Source organism: Bacillus sp. EA-CB0995, assembly GCF_055814245.1.
In genome coordinates, this window is the sequence record NZ_CP169269.1 from 656,706 (window position 1) to 672,150 (window position 15,445).

The 15,445-nt window shown below is 36.4% G+C and carries 17 protein-coding genes and 1 pseudogene; 11 read left to right on the forward strand and 7 right to left on the reverse strand.

From position 1 onward, the window contains the following. Positions 1–12 precede the first annotated feature (12 nt). Together ACEWFJ_RS03405 and ACEWFJ_RS03410 are read left to right on the forward strand one after the other, a co-directional pair. Entirely contained in the window at positions 13–714 is a 702-nt protein-coding gene (locus ACEWFJ_RS03405; RefSeq protein WP_473690421.1) for a response regulator transcription factor, read from the forward strand. Then, entirely contained in the window at positions 698–2,218 is a 1,521-nt protein-coding gene (locus ACEWFJ_RS03410; RefSeq protein WP_473690423.1) for a sensor histidine kinase, read from the forward strand. The genes ACEWFJ_RS03405 and ACEWFJ_RS03410 overlap by 17 nt, the downstream gene beginning before the upstream one ends. Positions 2,219–2,301: 83 nt before the next feature. On the opposite strand, the gene ACEWFJ_RS03415 is transcribed toward ACEWFJ_RS03410, so the two are convergent. After that, positions 2,302–2,613: a heavy metal-binding domain-containing protein gene (locus ACEWFJ_RS03415; protein ID WP_473690425.1), complete on the reverse strand. Its 312-nt coding sequence runs from the start codon at positions 2,611–2,613 to the stop codon at positions 2,302–2,304. Between the two features lie 308 nt (positions 2,614–2,921). Here ACEWFJ_RS03415 and ACEWFJ_RS03420 point away from each other — a divergent pair, with 308 nt between their 5' ends. From ACEWFJ_RS03420 to ACEWFJ_RS03430, 3 genes are all read left to right on the forward strand, one after another. Continuing rightward, positions 2,922–3,647, forward strand: coding sequence for a YwaF family protein (locus ACEWFJ_RS03420; RefSeq protein ID WP_473690427.1), 726 nt, complete (start codon positions 2,922–2,924; stop codon positions 3,645–3,647). Next, the gene (locus tag ACEWFJ_RS03425) at positions 3,648–3,884 is read left to right on the forward strand and encodes a hypothetical protein (protein WP_473690429.1); all 237 of its coding nucleotides are present in this window, start codon (positions 3,648–3,650) and stop codon (positions 3,882–3,884) included. Between the two features lie 71 nt (positions 3,885–3,955). Then, on the forward strand, positions 3,956–4,078 hold the full coding sequence (locus tag ACEWFJ_RS03430) for a DUF4023 domain-containing protein (RefSeq protein ID WP_429719272.1): 123 nt from the start codon (positions 3,956–3,958) through the stop codon (positions 4,076–4,078). Between the two features lie 250 nt (positions 4,079–4,328). Here ACEWFJ_RS03430 and ACEWFJ_RS03435 read toward each other — a convergent pair whose 3' ends face one another. After that, entirely contained in the window at positions 4,329–4,943 is a 615-nt protein-coding gene (locus ACEWFJ_RS03435; RefSeq protein ID WP_473692337.1) for a DedA family protein, read from the reverse strand. Between the two features lie 196 nt (positions 4,944–5,139). Between ACEWFJ_RS03435 and ACEWFJ_RS03440 the strand changes: the two genes are divergently transcribed. The 4 genes from ACEWFJ_RS03440 (at position 5,140) to ACEWFJ_RS03455 (ending at position 9,831) form a co-directional block, all read left to right on the forward strand. After that, positions 5,140–6,027, forward strand: a complete 888-nt coding sequence (locus ACEWFJ_RS03440) for a thioester domain-containing protein (RefSeq protein ID WP_473690431.1) — start codon at positions 5,140–5,142, stop codon at positions 6,025–6,027. 156 nt (positions 6,028–6,183) lie between these two features. Continuing rightward, complete coding sequence (locus ACEWFJ_RS03445) at positions 6,184–6,450, forward strand: ArsR/SmtB family transcription factor (RefSeq protein WP_253630820.1); 267 nt, start codon at positions 6,184–6,186, stop codon at positions 6,448–6,450. A gap of 463 nt (positions 6,451–6,913) precedes the next feature. Continuing rightward, on the forward strand, positions 6,914–8,344 hold the full coding sequence (locus ACEWFJ_RS03450; RefSeq protein WP_473692339.1) for an alanine/glycine:cation symporter family protein: 1,431 nt from the start codon (positions 6,914–6,916) through the stop codon (positions 8,342–8,344). Between the two features lie 305 nt (positions 8,345–8,649). After that, on the forward strand, positions 8,650–9,831 hold the full coding sequence (locus tag ACEWFJ_RS03455) for a NupC/NupG family nucleoside CNT transporter (protein WP_473690433.1): 1,182 nt from the start codon (positions 8,650–8,652) through the stop codon (positions 9,829–9,831). A 580-nt stretch (positions 9,832–10,411) separates the two neighbouring features. Here ACEWFJ_RS03455 and ACEWFJ_RS03460 read toward each other — a convergent pair. The 4 genes and pseudogenes from ACEWFJ_RS03460 to ACEWFJ_RS03475 form a co-directional block, all read right to left on the reverse strand. Beyond that, positions 10,412–11,590, reverse strand: coding sequence for an NAD(P)/FAD-dependent oxidoreductase (locus ACEWFJ_RS03460; protein ID WP_473690435.1), 1,179 nt, complete (start codon positions 11,588–11,590; stop codon positions 10,412–10,414). Between the two features lie 44 nt (positions 11,591–11,634). Further along, positions 11,635–12,075: a DUF1641 domain-containing protein gene (locus tag ACEWFJ_RS03465; protein WP_253630818.1), complete on the reverse strand. Its 441-nt coding sequence runs from the start codon at positions 12,073–12,075 to the stop codon at positions 11,635–11,637. 549 nt (positions 12,076–12,624) lie between these two features. Then, a complete protein-coding gene (locus ACEWFJ_RS03470; protein ID WP_098308918.1) occupies positions 12,625–13,131 on the reverse strand; it encodes a ferritin in 507 nt (168 codons plus the stop codon). 56 nt (positions 13,132–13,187) lie between these two features. Further along, positions 13,188–13,507, reverse strand: a pseudogene (locus tag ACEWFJ_RS03475) (MazG nucleotide pyrophosphohydrolase domain-containing protein). A gap of 72 nt (positions 13,508–13,579) precedes the next feature. Here ACEWFJ_RS03475 and ACEWFJ_RS03480 point away from each other — a divergent pair. Then, positions 13,580–14,158, forward strand: coding sequence for an LOG family protein (locus ACEWFJ_RS03480; RefSeq protein WP_429719956.1), 579 nt, complete (start codon positions 13,580–13,582; stop codon positions 14,156–14,158). Between the two features lie 197 nt (positions 14,159–14,355). On the opposite strand, the gene ACEWFJ_RS03485 is transcribed toward ACEWFJ_RS03480, so the two are convergent. Next, entirely contained in the window at positions 14,356–14,796 is a 441-nt protein-coding gene (locus tag ACEWFJ_RS03485; protein WP_098308912.1) for a Dps family protein, read from the reverse strand. 192 nt (positions 14,797–14,988) lie between these two features. Here ACEWFJ_RS03485 and ACEWFJ_RS03490 point away from each other — a divergent pair, with 192 nt between their 5' ends. After that, the gene (locus tag ACEWFJ_RS03490) at positions 14,989–15,423 is read left to right on the forward strand and encodes a DUF3920 family protein (protein ID WP_473690438.1); all 435 of its coding nucleotides are present in this window, start codon (positions 14,989–14,991) and stop codon (positions 15,421–15,423) included. Positions 15,424–15,445: the final 22 nt, after the last annotated feature.

Here is a 15,445-nt window from a genome sequence, read left to right on the forward strand (position 1 = left end):
GGAGGGGCTATTGTGAGCAAAGAAACAATACTTGTCGTAGATGATGAAAAAGAAATTAGGGATCTCATTACGATTTATTTGAAAAATGAAGGGTACGAAGTATTACAGGCTGGGGATGGTGCAGAGGGATTAGAGCTAGTAAAGAAACATCAAGTGCACTTAGTCGTATTAGATATCATGATGCCAAAAGTAGACGGTATTCATATGTGTATGAAAGTAAGAGAAGTGGCTGAGATGCCGATCATTATGTTGTCTGCTAAAACACAAGACATGGACAAGATTTTAGGATTAACAACAGGGGCAGATGATTATGTAACTAAGCCTTTTAACCCATTAGAATTGATTGCGCGAATTAAATCGCAGCTTCGCAGATATATGAAAATGAGCGGGGGCTTTATACAAAACGAAAATGAAATTGAAATTGGGGATATGAAAATGAATGTTGCAACACATGAGGTGATTGTTGCAGAGGAAGAAGTGAAATTGACACCGAGGGAATTTTCGATTTTAGAGTTACTTGCCAGAAATCGTGGGATGGTATTTAGTGCGGATCAAATTTATGAGCGAATATGGAATGAACAGTCCTTTCAATCTGATAATACTGTAATGGTACATATTCGAAAAATACGTGAGAAGATAGAAGAAAATCCAAGGAAACCTCGTTATATAAAAACAGTCTGGGGAGTGGGATATAAGATTGAAAAGGATATTTAAGCCATTTAATTATATAAATAAAAAAATAAAAATGGTAATAAGTAAAATGATAAATGAAGTTCGTCGTAGTATTAGAATTCAATTAATTACTACGTTTATTTTTTGTGTCCTGTTAGGCTTTTTTACCACAAGATTATCAGCTCCATTTTTTGAAAAAGCAAATCAACATGCGGTAATTGATTATAGCAGTGGTATGGAGGAAATTAATGAGGAAGCAAAGCACACAGCAGAGACAATAGCGAGAGAAAATACAGTAGATGCGTTGCAAAACATGATTGATATGGAAAATCAAAATGCAGAACATGGACAGCATGCTTTAAAAGTGCTAGTTACGGATGAAACTGGTAAAGTTTTGTATAAAACAAAACACGCAGAGGAAGAGCAAATTAACTTGCACGATACAATCCGAAATGTGATGTCTTTTGCGATTAACCGTCCAATTGATGATAGTGGTTCAAGAGAAATTGAGGACTTGCATAAAGAATTTATCACTTTTTATCCAGTTACAATTGAAGGTAAGAATTTATATATGTTCGTGGGCGGTATTCCAAGAGGAGATGTTATATATAGCACGACAGAAGGGCCTTTTCCGTATCTTATTGGCGTTATCGTATTTATCTTTTCTTTCTTCTATATAACGAAGCGAAAGATGAAGCAAATTGAAGCGATGGCACAAGGAGTGAAAGAGATTGCGAAGGGAAACTTAGCGTATCGAATTGAGGAAAAGGGACAAGATGAACTGGCCTTATTAACAGAAAATATTAATCATATGGCAGAAGAGATTAGGGCGAATATTGAAAACGAACGGAAAATTGAAAAGCAAAAAAGTGAATTGATTACAAATGTATCGCATGATTTGCGAACGCCGCTTACTTCTATTATGGGGTATTTGCGTTTGCTTCGTGATGGCAAATATGAAAATGAAGAACAATATGATGAGTATGTAAGAATTGCATTTTCAAAGTCAGAGCAGTTAAAGAATTTAATAGAAGATTTATTTGAGTACACAAAGTTAACAAATGAGAAAATCACATTAGAAAAGCAAGAAGTATGTGTAAACGAACTTCTTGATCAATTAATCGAAGAACTTGTACCCCCAGCAGAAGAACATAATCTTTCGTTTGTGAAAGTATTTCCTGAAGAGCGTCTGTATGCCGCCTTGGATTCGGAAAAAATTGTTCGTGTGTTTGATAATTTATTAATGAATGCGATTAAATATAGTAAAGATGAGGGAGAAATTACAGTTTCACTTCAAAAGCAGCGTCGCAATATTTTCATTTCTGTTGAAAATCATAGCGAAGAATTTACAAAAGAAGAGCTTGAGAACGTATTTGAACGCTTTTATAAAAAAGATCAATCGAGAAGTAGGGTTTCAGAAGGTTCGGGACTTGGTCTTGCGATTGCGAAAAGTATTGTGGAGTTGCAGGGCGGAGAAATTCGAGCAGAATATGAGAATGGGATTGTTCGGTTTATTATTACATTACCGATTGTAGCGGCGGAGTAAAGGGTTTAAAAGTATGAATGGAGTTTCGCTTTATATATAAGAAACAGCACCTCGTTGATTGAGGTGCTGTTTCTTATATATATTTACACACATACAGCTGTACCGCTTACGGCAACCATTAACATTCCATCACGAACAACTTCATAGTCTACATCAACACCAACAATCGCATTTGCACCTTTTTGCTTCGCAAGATTTTTCATTTCTTCCATCGCAATATCACGTGCTTCTTTCAATTTACTTTCATATGCACCAGAACGGCCACCGACAACGTCACGAACAGAAGCGAATATGTCACGTACAATATTTGCCCCCATAATTGCCTCACCATTTACAATATCAATATACTCAATAATTTCTTTTCCTTGAATAACAGAAGTTGTTGTTACGATCATTACCGACACTCTCCTATAACATTTAAAAATTTATGATTGTTTCTTATGCTTTTATTATTACATTGAAACAGTAAAGTAACTATCTAATAACATTACATAAAGGTGACAGTTTCGTAAGGTTTCATAAGTGAAAAATGAAAGTGAAATTTTATTTAAAAGTTGGTGGGTGGTTCACGGCATGTCTATGAACTATTCATTTTGTTGGAAAAATGGATAACAAAACAAAGAAGGGGGATAGACTTAGAAGAGTTTGTCTTATACTAAGAATACTTAAGTATAAAATTAGCTCAGATAATGGAGTTATTGATATGCAAAAATTTTTTCAATTTCATTCAAAATTGGATCCATTTCGTCTTTTTTCCAGGGAGCACTTATTGACGCTCGGAATCATTTTAACCCTCGGTGTTCTTCTGGTTATTTTTAGAAAACAGATTCAAGAGCAGGGAAGAGAACGGCTTTTTCGTTTCTCTCTAGCGTTTCTCTTATTGGCTTTTGAAGTTTTTAATCATCTCTGGCTCGTGTATGAGAATGCTTGGTCGCCTAAAACAGCTTTGCCGCTTCAACTTAGTGATTTAGCTGTCATTTTGGCCATTGTGATGTTACTGACGCGTAGCCTCAGACTTTTTCAATTTATGTATTTTGCGGGATTAAGCAGTTCTATTCAAGCTATCATTACACCTGATCTTGGGAAATTTTCGTTTCCCCATATTCGATACATCGAGTTTTTTGTTTCGCATGGAGGCGTGGTGATAGCATGTTTGTTTATGGTGGTGGTCTGCAAATATCGGCCGACCATTCCTTCCATGTGGGTAACCATTCTCATTGTTAACCTTTATGCAGCTTGCGTATTTTTTCTTGATAAGTGGTTAGGAGCGAACTACCTGTATATCATGAAAAAGCCCAAAAGCGCTTCTCTTTTAGACTATCTCGGACCGTGGCCGTGGTATCTTCTCTCGCTGGAGTTAATGATGATTGTAAGCTTTTATCTTCTGTACAGTCCATTTTGGTTAACAAGGAAAATAGGAAGAAAGTAATTGAGTCGCCTTAAGAAGATGAAGGATTCGGCTTATATAGATAAGGAGTTTCACGTTATAAAGGGAAGTACTGTGAAAGTATTAGATAAGGAAAAACTACAATTTCAAGCAACGTTTCAATTGGACGGAGAGTATGGCGTGAAGAATTTCAGCTTAAATGATTATGTATTAGAAGTGGGGATGTCGCCGTTTCACCCTGAGAAAACATTGCCGCCAGTTCAGGTTAAATTAAAGTAAAACTATACTTCATGATTTGACATGCAATTGGTTATAGTAACAAAGGAACGATAATCAAGGAGGCTACTTTAGTGGATAACACAAGTAATTTTGTAGAGAAATTGCACGATACACAAGAGAAAGCTGAAAGAAATAAAAAGCGTCAAGGCAAGGGAAACCCAGGCAAAAAAAAGCCAAATAAAACGCATAAATAATCACGAAAAGTTCATGTGAAAAAACACCTCCGTATTGAGGAGGTGTTTTTTCTTTGTTTTTAGTCTCTTTCTCAGCTTTATCTCGTGGAAGTTTCACTTCATCCCGCATTAACGGGCAGTAAGAACCCCACCTCAAGATGCAGAGAAAAATGAAGAAGGTAGGTGGGGGATAACTGCCCGTAAAAGCCCGATTGGTTCAACTAACCATCAGTGGGGGATGAAGAAAACCCCCACTGATGGAAGTTTCACCTTATGTGCATCGCTTCGCATTTGCTTTTTTATTGCGCACATATAGAAAAACCAAAACGAAAAGCGCGAGAACGAGTAACACCAATAATAAGATAGAAGCATAACGGTGAATGGAATGGCCGATTAAATGCCAATCTTTCCCGAATATCATTCCTAATTTAATAAAAGTGAAACTCCATATGAATGCTCCCGTGTAAGCGTAAAGGCAAAATTTACGAAAGCTCAAACGGGTAATACCAGTTAAATAGGCGGTAACATGCCTAACTCCCGGAATAAAGTAACCAAAAATCAATAAAGGTGGACCAATTTTTTGAAAGAGAGTTCGTGTTCGAGCGATTTTATTTTCTGTAATGTGCAGTTTAGGACCAAATTTCTTTAAGAAGGGAAGTCCAAGTATTTTTCCTAATATATAACTAAGTGTAATACCAATTGAAGAGCCAACCCATGCAGTTAGTAAGGCAAGAGAAAATATCATCTTTTTTTGAAATATAGAGTACCCTACAAAAGTTAATAAAGTTTCATCGGGTATCGGTAATCCGATAATTCCTCCAACTAAAGCAATGATCAGTCCGAAATATCCATAATGGGAAATGATATAAGTTAAGTGCTGTTCTATTTGTAATCACCGTCCGTCTCATATGCATTAAGAATTACTATGTATTCTTCCTAGTTTCACCCAATTACATGTAATCATTACTATACGGATCATTTACTTTGCATGAAATAGCATGTATAAAAACGCCCCGTAATTAAATACTAAACATATTAAATTTGCTATTTTCTTTATTATAATCCAAAAAGGGGCTGTAAGCATGATTTTAAAACAACCGTATAAGTTCTGGATTGCCTTCGTGAGCGCGCTATTCATCATCACAAATCTCGTTTTTCCGCTTGAAAAGGCATTCGCAGAAGTGATGGATCATACGAAGTATCAAATGGATTGGAGTTATAGTAAATCTTTAAAGAAACCAATTCGAACTGAGCTCATTAAAACAGCAGATGGAAAAATTGCCTTTTGTTTAAATGTGCATTTAAAATCACCAAGCGGTCAGGATTTACCTGAAATAGGAAAAGCAGATATTGGGGTATACCGTGTATTACTCAATGGATATCCGGTAAAAAGTCCGCAAGAGCTCGGTGTATCGACTTGGGAAGAAGCGCATTATGCAACGCAGTTAGCTGTATGGAATGCGCTGAAGCAAATCGATATTAATGATTTAGATCATCGCAATAAAAATGTAGGAAAAGCAATGAAAGAAATTGTTGCAAAAGCGGAGAGCAGCCAAGAAGTGCAAGAGATTACGATGAATGTAACTCCAACAGAAAAACAAACAGCAACGTTAAAAAATGATTTCTTTGAAACCGATTTGTATACAGTGGAAACAAATGCGACAAAAGGAACGTACCAAGTGCAAGCAACGAATGCACCTGAAGGTGTAAAGTTTGTGAATGAAAATGGCGAAGCAAAAACACAGTTTAACGTAGGAGAAAAATTTCGTGTTTTAATTCCAAAAGCAACAAAAACAGGAGAATTTAGTTTTAAAGTTGTTGCAAACCTTTCGAGGTTACAAGCTATTAAATATAAAGGTACTCCTGCAATCCAAGATGCAACAGTTCTTTTAGAACGAGGAGAAGAGAAAACAAGTCCTGACTTGTTAGTAAATTGGGAAGCGCCAGCACCTTCTAAAAAGAAAAGATAATAACAAATCCCAACGCTTCGAGTTAGTATGAAACGTTGGGATTTTTAATTTCTAAAATTTTTTTAAAAACGACGGACATAAAATCGTATGTCCTTTCGAATAATATAGTGTAACGTTGTAAACACAATATTTATATATAAAGAGGAGAGAGGGAACATGATAGAAAAATATGAAGATATCGCTGAAATATTAAAGGTATTAGCGCATCCTGTGCGTTTATGTTTAGTAGAAACCATGCTTGCAAAAGGCCCTACGAATGTAACAACAATGTATGAAAAATTGGGAATGCCTCAAAGTACAATTAGTCAACATTTAGCCAAGTTAAAAGCTGCTAAAATCGTTTCGGGCACTCGAAAAGGGTTAGAAATTTATTATGAAGTAGTGGATAATCGTACGAAAACGATATTATTAAACCTTGTGTAATTTTCTTGTCTTTGTAGTAAACGAGTGAAACGGAAACTGTGGAACTTGCTACTTTCGCAAAAGACATAAAACACCCCCAATTTGGGGTATCACATTCCGATCACTTTTTCAGTCTAATGCTATTTTTTAACAGTCTAATAATTTATCGTAGATTTTAAAATATTTCTTAATAAAATATTAGGCTGTTAACCGAATAATAGAGAAAAGAAAACAAAAATCATAAAAAAAGCGCAATTCTTTTAGAAGGAATTGCGCTTTTTTTATGTGCATTATATTTTTATGTCAGAAAAACTAACATGACTTATTTTTATGAAAGCGTTTGTATTATTGAGTATTCAGGAGAAAAATAGAGGATTAACGAGATAAATTTATATGAAATTGTTGTTTTGTCGAAAAATGTTGATTTTTGATTGATTTTAGGATACAATTCAATTTATGTGAAAAAAAGGGAGGGGACAATATGATTAGCATTTTAGAAAAATTCGTCGGAGTAACGAATGATATTCTATGGACTTATGTTATTATTGCCATGTTAATTGGCTTAGGCCTTTATTTTTCTTTTAAACTTAAATTCGTTCAAATTCGTCACCTAGGGGAAATGGTGCGTTTAATGACTGATGGATTGACAGGGAAGACGCGTAAAAAAGGTAGCGTTTCTTCTTTCCAAGCTTTCTGTATGAGTTCTGCAGCCCGTATTGGGATCGGGAACTTAGCAGGTGTAGCACTAGCGATTTCTTTGGGAGGTCCAGGTGCGGTATTTTGGATGTGGTTAATTGCGCTTATTGGGGCATCTTCAAGTTTTGTAGAGAGCACATTAGCGCAAATTTATAAAATAAAAGATGGCAGCGGGTTCCGCGGCGGTCCAGCTTATTATATGGAAAAAGGTTTAAATAAGCGTTGGATGGGAATTGTATTCTCGATCTTAATTACAATTAGTTATGGACTGATTTTTAACTCAGTACAAGCAAACACAGTTACACTTGCATTTAAGAATGCATTTGGTCTTGACCGTTATATAGTTGGAATTGCACTTTCTCTTTTAGTTGCAGTTATTATTTTTGGCGGTGTTAAGAGTATCGCACGTATGTCAGAACTGATTGTGCCACCAATGGCAATTGTATATATTGGAATTGCATTGTTTGTTGTGCTTAAAAACATCACATTGCTTCCAGATGTATTTACAGAAATCTTCACGAATGCATTTGGTTTACAAGAAGCAGTGGGCGGCGGCGTTGGTGCTGCGATTATGATGGGTATTAAGCGTGGTTTATTTGCGAACGAAGCAGGTATGGGTAGTGCACCGAATGCAGCAGCAACAGCGGACGTATCTCACCCTGCGAAGCAAGGATATATTCAAACGATTGGTGTATTAGTTGATACGTTTTTAGTATGTACATCTACAGCATTTATCGTACTATGCTCTGGTGCTTACAAAACGCCAGGTTTAACAGGTATTGAGTTAACACAAGTTGCGTTAAGTTCACAAGTCGGATCTTGGGCAAGTGGTTTCTTAGCGATTATTATCTTTTTATTTGCTTTTAGTTCTCTACTAGGAAACTATTATTATGGTGAAACAAATATTGAGTTTATTAAAACGAGCAAGACTTGGTTAACGGTATATCGTATTGCGGTAGTTGGAATGGTTATGTTCGGTTCTGTTGCAGCTGTACAAATTGTTTGGGACATGGCTGATTTATTCATGGGATTCATGGTAATCACAAACTTAATTGCAATTGCACTTCTTGGTAAATTTGCATTTGCTGCACTTAAAGACTATGTGAAGCAGAAAAAGCAAGGGAAAGACCCTGTATTCCATGCAAGCTCTATCCCAGGATTAAAGAATGCGGAATGCTGGGAAGATTCAGTTGCTGGAAAAGAAAAACAAGTAGGTTAGTGGTGCAAAAAGAACATAGAAGAAAGATTCTATGTTCTTTTTTGGCTATTTTTCCCTTTAAAAAATATATTGCATTTCTGAAAGATAACGCTTACAATTTGCTTATGGATAGAACAAAATGATATCATTCTCATATTCCACATGAACTATGTAGTATATAAATTTGCACAATGCAAACGCTTACTAGTGTAGGCGGTAATTTATTTTTAGAGGTACTTATTTTTTTAATCTGAATTGTCAGACGTCTATCGTTCAACGACTAATAGGGAATAATAGATGAAACGAAAAAAATGGAGGATTCACGTATGAAATTTGTTATGTTTCTTGTAGGATTAATTGCTGTATTTTTCCTAGCGTTTCTTGTAAGTACTGATCGGAAAAAGATTAAATATAAGCCAATTGCTATAATGCTTGTTATTCAATTAGGATTATCATATTTCTTACTAAATACACAGATTGGATATTATTTAGTTAAAGGAATTTCTGACGGATTTAGTGCAATTTTAAAATTTGCGGACGCTGGAATTAGCTTTGTATTTGGCGGGCTTGTAAATAAAGGAGAATATACGTTTTTCCTTTCTGTATTACTTCCAATTATTTTCTTAGCGGTGTTAATTGGAATTCTGCAACATCTTAGAATTTTACCAGTCATTATTAAAGCGGTCGGCTTCTTATTAAGTAAGATAAATGGCTTAGGTAAATTAGAATCTTATAATGCAGTAGCAGCGGCAATTGTTGGTCAAGGGGAAGTATTTATTACAGTTAAAGATCAACTAAGTAAGTTACCAAAAAATCGTTTATATACACTATGTGCATCTTCTATGTCAACAGTATCTATGTCAATCGTTGGTTCTTACATGAAAATGATTGATCCTAAATATGTTGTAACAGCACTTGTTTTAAACTTATTTAGTGGATTTATTATCATTCACATTTTAAATCCTTACGATGTAAGTGAAGAGGAAGATATTTTAGAGTTACAAGAGGACAAGCACCAAACGTTCTTCGAAATGTTAGGCGAGTACATTATGTTAGGATTTTCAATTGCAGTTACAGTAGCAGCGATGTTAATCGGATTCATTGCATTGATGGCAGCAATTAACGGTCTATTTGATTCTATTTTCGGTATTACATTCCAAACAATCTTAGGATATGTGTTCTCACCATTAGCGTTCATCATGGGTATCCCAGCATCAGAAATGGTAACAGCTGGACAAATTATGGCAACAAAATTAGTAACAAACGAATTCGTTGCAATGCTTGATTTAGGAAAAGCAGCAGCTCATTTAACACCTCGTACAATCGGTATTTTATCTGTATTCCTTGTATCATTTGCGAACTTCTCATCTATCGGAATTATCGCAGGGGCAACGAAGAGTATCGATGCAAAACAAGCAAATGTTGTATCTTCTTTTGGATTAAAGCTTGTATACGGTGCAACGTTAGTAAGTATCTTATCAGCGATTATCGTTGGGGTAATGCTATAATATAAAAGAAAAAGCAATGAGCAGCGGGCTCATTGCTTTTTTGTTGCGTGCCCAGCTAAGCTGGGCACTGCTCACTGGTGAAAGTCCGGTCTAGGTAAGAATCAAGCCGCCTAGTAACTGACAGGCAATCGGGGGAGAAATTCTAAGATTGAAGCCCTGTGACAAAGTAACTTCTTACTAGAAATGCGAGCGAATTAGCAGACCGTAACATAAAGTGAACCGTGCCGCCTCGTCAAGAGCACCCTAGCAATAGGAGAAGTCGAGCCTAGAGTTAATAGGTGAAGACCATGGAAGATGTGAAGAACTTGGAAAGGCAACATCGAAGAATCCCTCGGGGTAAGGAGGACGGTATGCCTCACCCTTCTCATTCCTTGAGGAAGGGGAATTCTTTTGGAAGCATGTTAAAAAGAAAGAGGAGTACATAGATTATTTACAATACACAAAATCGTAACAAAGTAGACAGTATATTTAGAGATTTCAAAAGGTGTATGTCACTTTCTTGTTGAATAAGTTATGTAGAGAATTTTGATTAAATAAAAACCCGAATCATAGATAAACATGATTCGGGCTATCATTCAGATTAGTAAGCTAAGCTGAATAATCCTTTAATGTGTGATAAGTAACGAACGTTACTTGCTTCTTTCATTAATGATGCTGGTAAGCCTTTAAGTGGAGTTGAGCTTGCTCCGATTGAAGCAACAGCATCTTTACGTCCTAGACTTGCAAGTGTTCCAGAGTTTACTGGTGCGAACTCTTCGAATGCTTTGCCTTCTAGTGCTGCGTATAAGTTGTATCCAATTAACTCACCCATTTGCCAAGCGATTTGTGCAGTTGGTGGGTATGGACGACCGTCTGGAGCGAAGACAACAGCGCTGTCTCCAGCAACGAATACGTTTTTGTGAGAAGTAGATTGTAGGTATGCATCAACTGTTGCACGACCACGGTTTACTTCAAGACCTGATTCACCGATTAATGGGTTACCTTGTACGCCGCCTGTCCAAACGAATGTGTTAGCAACGATTTTTTGACCGTCTTTTAAGTCGATTTCATTGCCAGCAACGTTTGTTACAGGAAGACCTGTTAAGAATTTAACGCCGCGTGCTTCTAAGCTAGTAGTTGCACGTTCAATTAAATGGTCAGGTAATACTGGAAGGATTTTTGGACCTGCTTCAACAAGAAGAAGTTTAACTTCTTTTGGATTTACGCCGTGGCTTTTTGCAAGTTTAGGCATAATGTCAGCAAGTTCACCAACTAGCTCAACGCCAGTTAATCCGCCGCCGCCGATTAAGATTGTAGCATCAGCTTCGTTTTTCGTTTTAGCGTATTCACGAATACGGTCTTCAACGTGTTTGTAGATTTTGTTTGCATCAGCAGCAGATTTTAATACCATGCTGTTTTCTTCTAGTCCTGGAATACCGAAGTAAGCAGTTTTACTTCCTAAAGCAACTACAAGTGCATCGTAAGATAAAGTAGTGCCACCAGCTAGTTTAATTTCTTTGCTATCAACTGAGAATGACTCAACTGTTGCAATTTTAAGATCGATGTCTTTACCTTTGAAAAGTTTTTCAAGTGGCATTGCAATTGCTTGCTCAGAAACGTTACCTGCTGCAAGGCGGTGTAGTTCCGTAATAATTTGATGTGTTGGATATTGGTTGATAACTGTAACTTGTGCTTCTGATTTGCTGTAATGTTTACGTACATTTAAAGCTGCAAGCAGTCCGCCATAACCAGCACCTAAGATGACAATTTGTTTTGACATAGTATGATATCCCCCGTCTTTACTAATTGTTGTGTAAGAAAGAATTATTTATGATTGCGTTCTGCAGTAATTTGAAGATAAGCGTTTACAAAACGAAACATTTTTTGTGCTTGCGGATCTTTTAGCATTCTTAAAAGGCCAAAAAGACCGATAACTTCGTTGCTTTCTTCAGCGCGATCTTTCGCTTCGATAGCAGTTGCAGCAATGGCTTTCACTGTATCTTTTACAGGTTCTGCAAGTTCTTGGATTGCTCCAACAGTATCATTTTTTAATACTTCATCAGTAGCGACTGCTTGAGCGAAATCATAAGACTTTGTTAAAATGTTAACGAGCTCAGTTAACTTTGGAAGTTGTTCTACTAATGTAGTTAAAGACTCTTGAACTTCAGGCTTTAATAGCTGATCAAGTACATCAAGCTGTCCTTGACTAGCAGAAATTTGTAATGATTCTTGTTCAGGCTTTGTTTGAGTGATTGTTTCTGGCATCTCCAATTCTCCTTTACGATAGCAATACTTCTTAAATTTTTGGGAATGAAAGAAGATTCCCCATTACAGGTAAGATTTCTTCGTCCGTAACAACTCGAGGAAATTTGTAAAAATTTACACAAAGATTTAGAGCAAGCTGCTCTTAAAGTTACTATTGCCGGTGAATATGTCTTTTCAAACCGTTGCAATATTCGAATGAACTATAAGTAATCACCGAATCTGAAATAGTAAATTTTAAAAGGCTAGTTGCGTCCTCTAGCTTATGGACTTGTCCAGTAAAAGACTTTGCCTACCAACTGAGTATATTATATACTGTAATACACCTATGTTAACATAAAAATGATTATTAAGCATTCGATTTTAATGACTATAATCTAAGAACCTACAGGGCGTTATATCTGTTTTTTTATTCCAATTTTACAATGTAAGAAGCATAAATTGACGAAAGCGGTTGATTTATGCTTTTTTTGTTTGCGTACCCAGCTAAGCTAGAACAGAAAAGAGATGGCAAAGCCATCTCTAAGACATCTGTTTCAGTTTTCTACTCTACTACTCAGCTGGTGGAGTAAACGTGCGTTTTTCTAATTCAGCATCTAACATAAATAATGCATTTGAATCGTTTGTAATTCGCTTTAATTTTTGAATGGTGCTATCGAAAGATGCTTCTTCTTCAACTTGTTCGTCAACAAACCATTTTAAGAAGGTGATTGTAGCATGCTCGCGCTCATCCCAAGCAATATCAGATAGGTGATAAATTCGTTTTGTGACTTCGCGTTCATGTTCGAGACCGATTTCAAAAGCAGCTAAAATGGATTCGTACTCGTTATTTGGATGATCGAATCCAGTAATGATCGCACGCTCACCGCGATCATTAATATAATTGTAAAGCTTCATGGCATGGAAACGCTCTTCCTCTGCTTGTACAAGAAAGAAGTTGGCAAATCCATCATAGCTTTCTGATGTACAGTAAGCCGCCATTGCCATATACACATGGGCGGAGTAAAACTCAAAGTTCATTTGATCATTTAGTGCTTCACGTAATTTTGGAGATAACATAAAAAGACCCCTTTCATATTATTACGATATAATCATATCATAATTGAAAATAATTCTCATTTATATTCGAATCGCTTGGAGAGTTTCTTAACATGCGTTTCCATAATGTCTTGTAGATCTAAATTATATTTTTGCGCTAAAATAATAAGATTTCCTAACACATCTCCAATTTCTTCTTTTAACTCAATTGTTAATTCTTCTTCGCTTTTTTTCGTTCATCTGGACGATCACGACCAATTTCAATAGCACGCACGACGCGAGAAACTTCTCCCACTTCCTCCGCTAAAAAATTTACGCGAATAAAGGAATTATATTGTGCCCAGCCCCGCTCATAATAAAATTGTTCCACCCAGCTTTGAAATTCATTCGTGCTCATCCTTTTCCCATCCTCCCAATATGTAGTATGATTACATTGTAGCATAACAATATGTAGTTTTGGGGTGGAGTAATGAAACGTATTTGTGTATTTGCAGGATCGAATGTTGGAGAGCGTCCAGAGTTTCAAGCAGAAGCTCGACAGCTTGGAGAAATACTAGTTCAAAATAATATAGAGCTTGTATATGGAGGCTCTTGTGTTGGATTAATGGGAGAAGTAGCAAATCAAGTATTAGAGCTAGGCGGCCGTGTAACGGGTGTCATGCCTCGTGGATTATTTAGAGGAGAAATTGTTCATCAAGGTTTAACAGAACTAATTGAAGTGGAAACGATGCATGAGAGAAAAGCAAAAATGAGTGAACTTGCTGATGCATTTATTGCACTTCCAGGCGGTTATGGAACGTTTGAAGAGCTGTTTGAAGTGGTATGTTGGTCACAAATTGGGATTCATGAAAAGCCTGTTGGCTTACTGAACATTGCAGAATTCTACACACCGTTATTACAAATGGTGGACCGTGCAGCAGAGGAAGGCTTTATGAATCCATCGAATAAAGAATTGCTTGTATCTGCAAAAACGGCTAATGAGTTAATTCCTAAAATGAAAGAGTACAAACGACCAGTGATGGGGAATAAGTGGAAGCAGTTAACATAAATAAATAAGTAAATAAATAAAAAACCGAGCGGAATTGTCCCGCTCGATTTTTTGATGTGATATTTGTCGAATATGGTCGAAAGGTCTTTATATTGTGTCGAATCGCCGTTATATTAGAAAAAACGCCGATAAATGATGCCTTTGCGCCGATATATTATGAAAAGCGCCGATATATTGCTAAGCTGCTGCCGTTTTTCTTATTGATTCAAGAATGCGCGTAACATCCATGCGTGTTTTTCAAGTTCTGTGTAGATGCCAAGTAGTAAATCAGATGTCGTTTCATCGTCTGCATCTTGTGCGATTTCCATGCCTTTTTTGAGCTCAAGAAGCATTGCTTCATAGTCTTTCATAATTGCTTCAACCATTGCTTCTGCAGTTTCTCCGTAAGCTGCTTCTTGAACAGAAGATAGTTCTAAGTATTCTTTCATTGTTGCTACTGGTTTGCCGCCGATTGCTAAAATACGTTCTGCAATTTCATCGATGTGCGTAGCTGCTTCTGTATAAAATTGTTCGAATTTCTCATGTAATGTAAAGAACTGAGGTCCTGTTACGTACCAGTGGTAGTTGTGTAATTTTGTAAATAAAACGTTCCAGTTTGCTACTTGTTTGTTTAATACTTCAATAACTTGTGTATTCATAATATCAATCTCCTTCACGTTTTTTTGTTTTGTATCAATTACTAATTTATAATTATTATAATCTAATAGATGGTATAAAATCAACCCATTTTGCATATATAATTTTAAACATTTTGTGACGCAGGTGTAGGTTTAAAACAGGAGATAATGTGACATATAGATAAAAGAGAATAAATAGAAAGGAGAATGAAGATGCAGCTTCTATCTCAAAAGATATATCAACAAGCTGGAGACTGGTATGTACTTGATGAAGATTTTCCATGGGATATAAATCAAGTGCAGAGGGATGTGTTCTCATTAATTGAACGGCGTGAGGTATCTGTATTTTTCTGTGATACGTGTGAAACAAATGATGTGTTAGTCCGACTAGGAGAAGAGGAAGAAGAATTTTTATTTCCGCTGAACGGATTTTATCATAAAGAAAAGCGTTTAATTTTCGTTTGTATGTGGGAGAAGTATGAGTGCTTATTGGAAACATTGTTGCATGAGTTTCGGCATGATATGCAGCATGAACGGAAGTTATTATATGTCGGTAATGAAATGTATGAAAAGCGGTGGATTGAGAAGGATGCAAGAGTGTTTGCGAAGAGAAAGATGAGAGAATATAGGAGAAGGTGTGCAAACTAAAACATAGTGAATCCGGCACTAT

What these genes read in the sequence shown, in the direction of transcription:
- ACEWFJ_RS03415 (WP_473690425.1), bottom strand. Translation starts at nt 2,613, where the DNA reads ATGATCGTAACAACAACTTCTGTTATTCAAGGAAAAGAAATTATTGAG.
- ACEWFJ_RS03420 (WP_473690427.1), top strand. Translation starts at nt 2,922, where the DNA reads ATGCAAAAATTTTTTCAATTTCATTCAAAATTGGATCCATTTCGTCTT.
- ACEWFJ_RS03440 (WP_473690431.1), top strand. Translation starts at nt 5,140, where the DNA reads ATGATTTTAAAACAACCGTATAAGTTCTGGATTGCCTTCGTGAGCGCG.
- ACEWFJ_RS03445 (WP_253630820.1), top strand. Translation starts at nt 6,184, where the DNA reads ATGATAGAAAAATATGAAGATATCGCTGAAATATTAAAGGTATTAGCG.
- ACEWFJ_RS03455 (WP_473690433.1), top strand. Translation starts at nt 8,650, where the DNA reads ATGAAATTTGTTATGTTTCTTGTAGGATTAATTGCTGTATTTTTCCTA.
- ACEWFJ_RS03460 (WP_473690435.1), bottom strand. Translation starts at nt 11,590, where the DNA reads ATGTCAAAACAAATTGTCATCTTAGGTGCTGGTTATGGCGGACTGCTT.
- ACEWFJ_RS03465 (WP_253630818.1), bottom strand. Translation starts at nt 12,075, where the DNA reads ATGCCAGAAACAATCACTCAAACAAAGCCTGAACAAGAATCATTACAA.
- ACEWFJ_RS03470 (WP_098308918.1), bottom strand. Translation starts at nt 13,131, where the DNA reads ATGTTATCTCCAAAATTACGTGAAGCACTAAATGATCAAATGAACTTT.
- ACEWFJ_RS03480 (WP_429719956.1), top strand. Translation starts at nt 13,580, where the DNA reads ATGAAACGTATTTGTGTATTTGCAGGATCGAATGTTGGAGAGCGTCCA.
- ACEWFJ_RS03485 (WP_098308912.1), bottom strand. Translation starts at nt 14,796, where the DNA reads ATGAATACACAAGTTATTGAAGTATTAAACAAACAAGTAGCAAACTGG.
- ACEWFJ_RS03490 (WP_473690438.1), top strand. Translation starts at nt 14,989, where the DNA reads ATGCAGCTTCTATCTCAAAAGATATATCAACAAGCTGGAGACTGGTAT.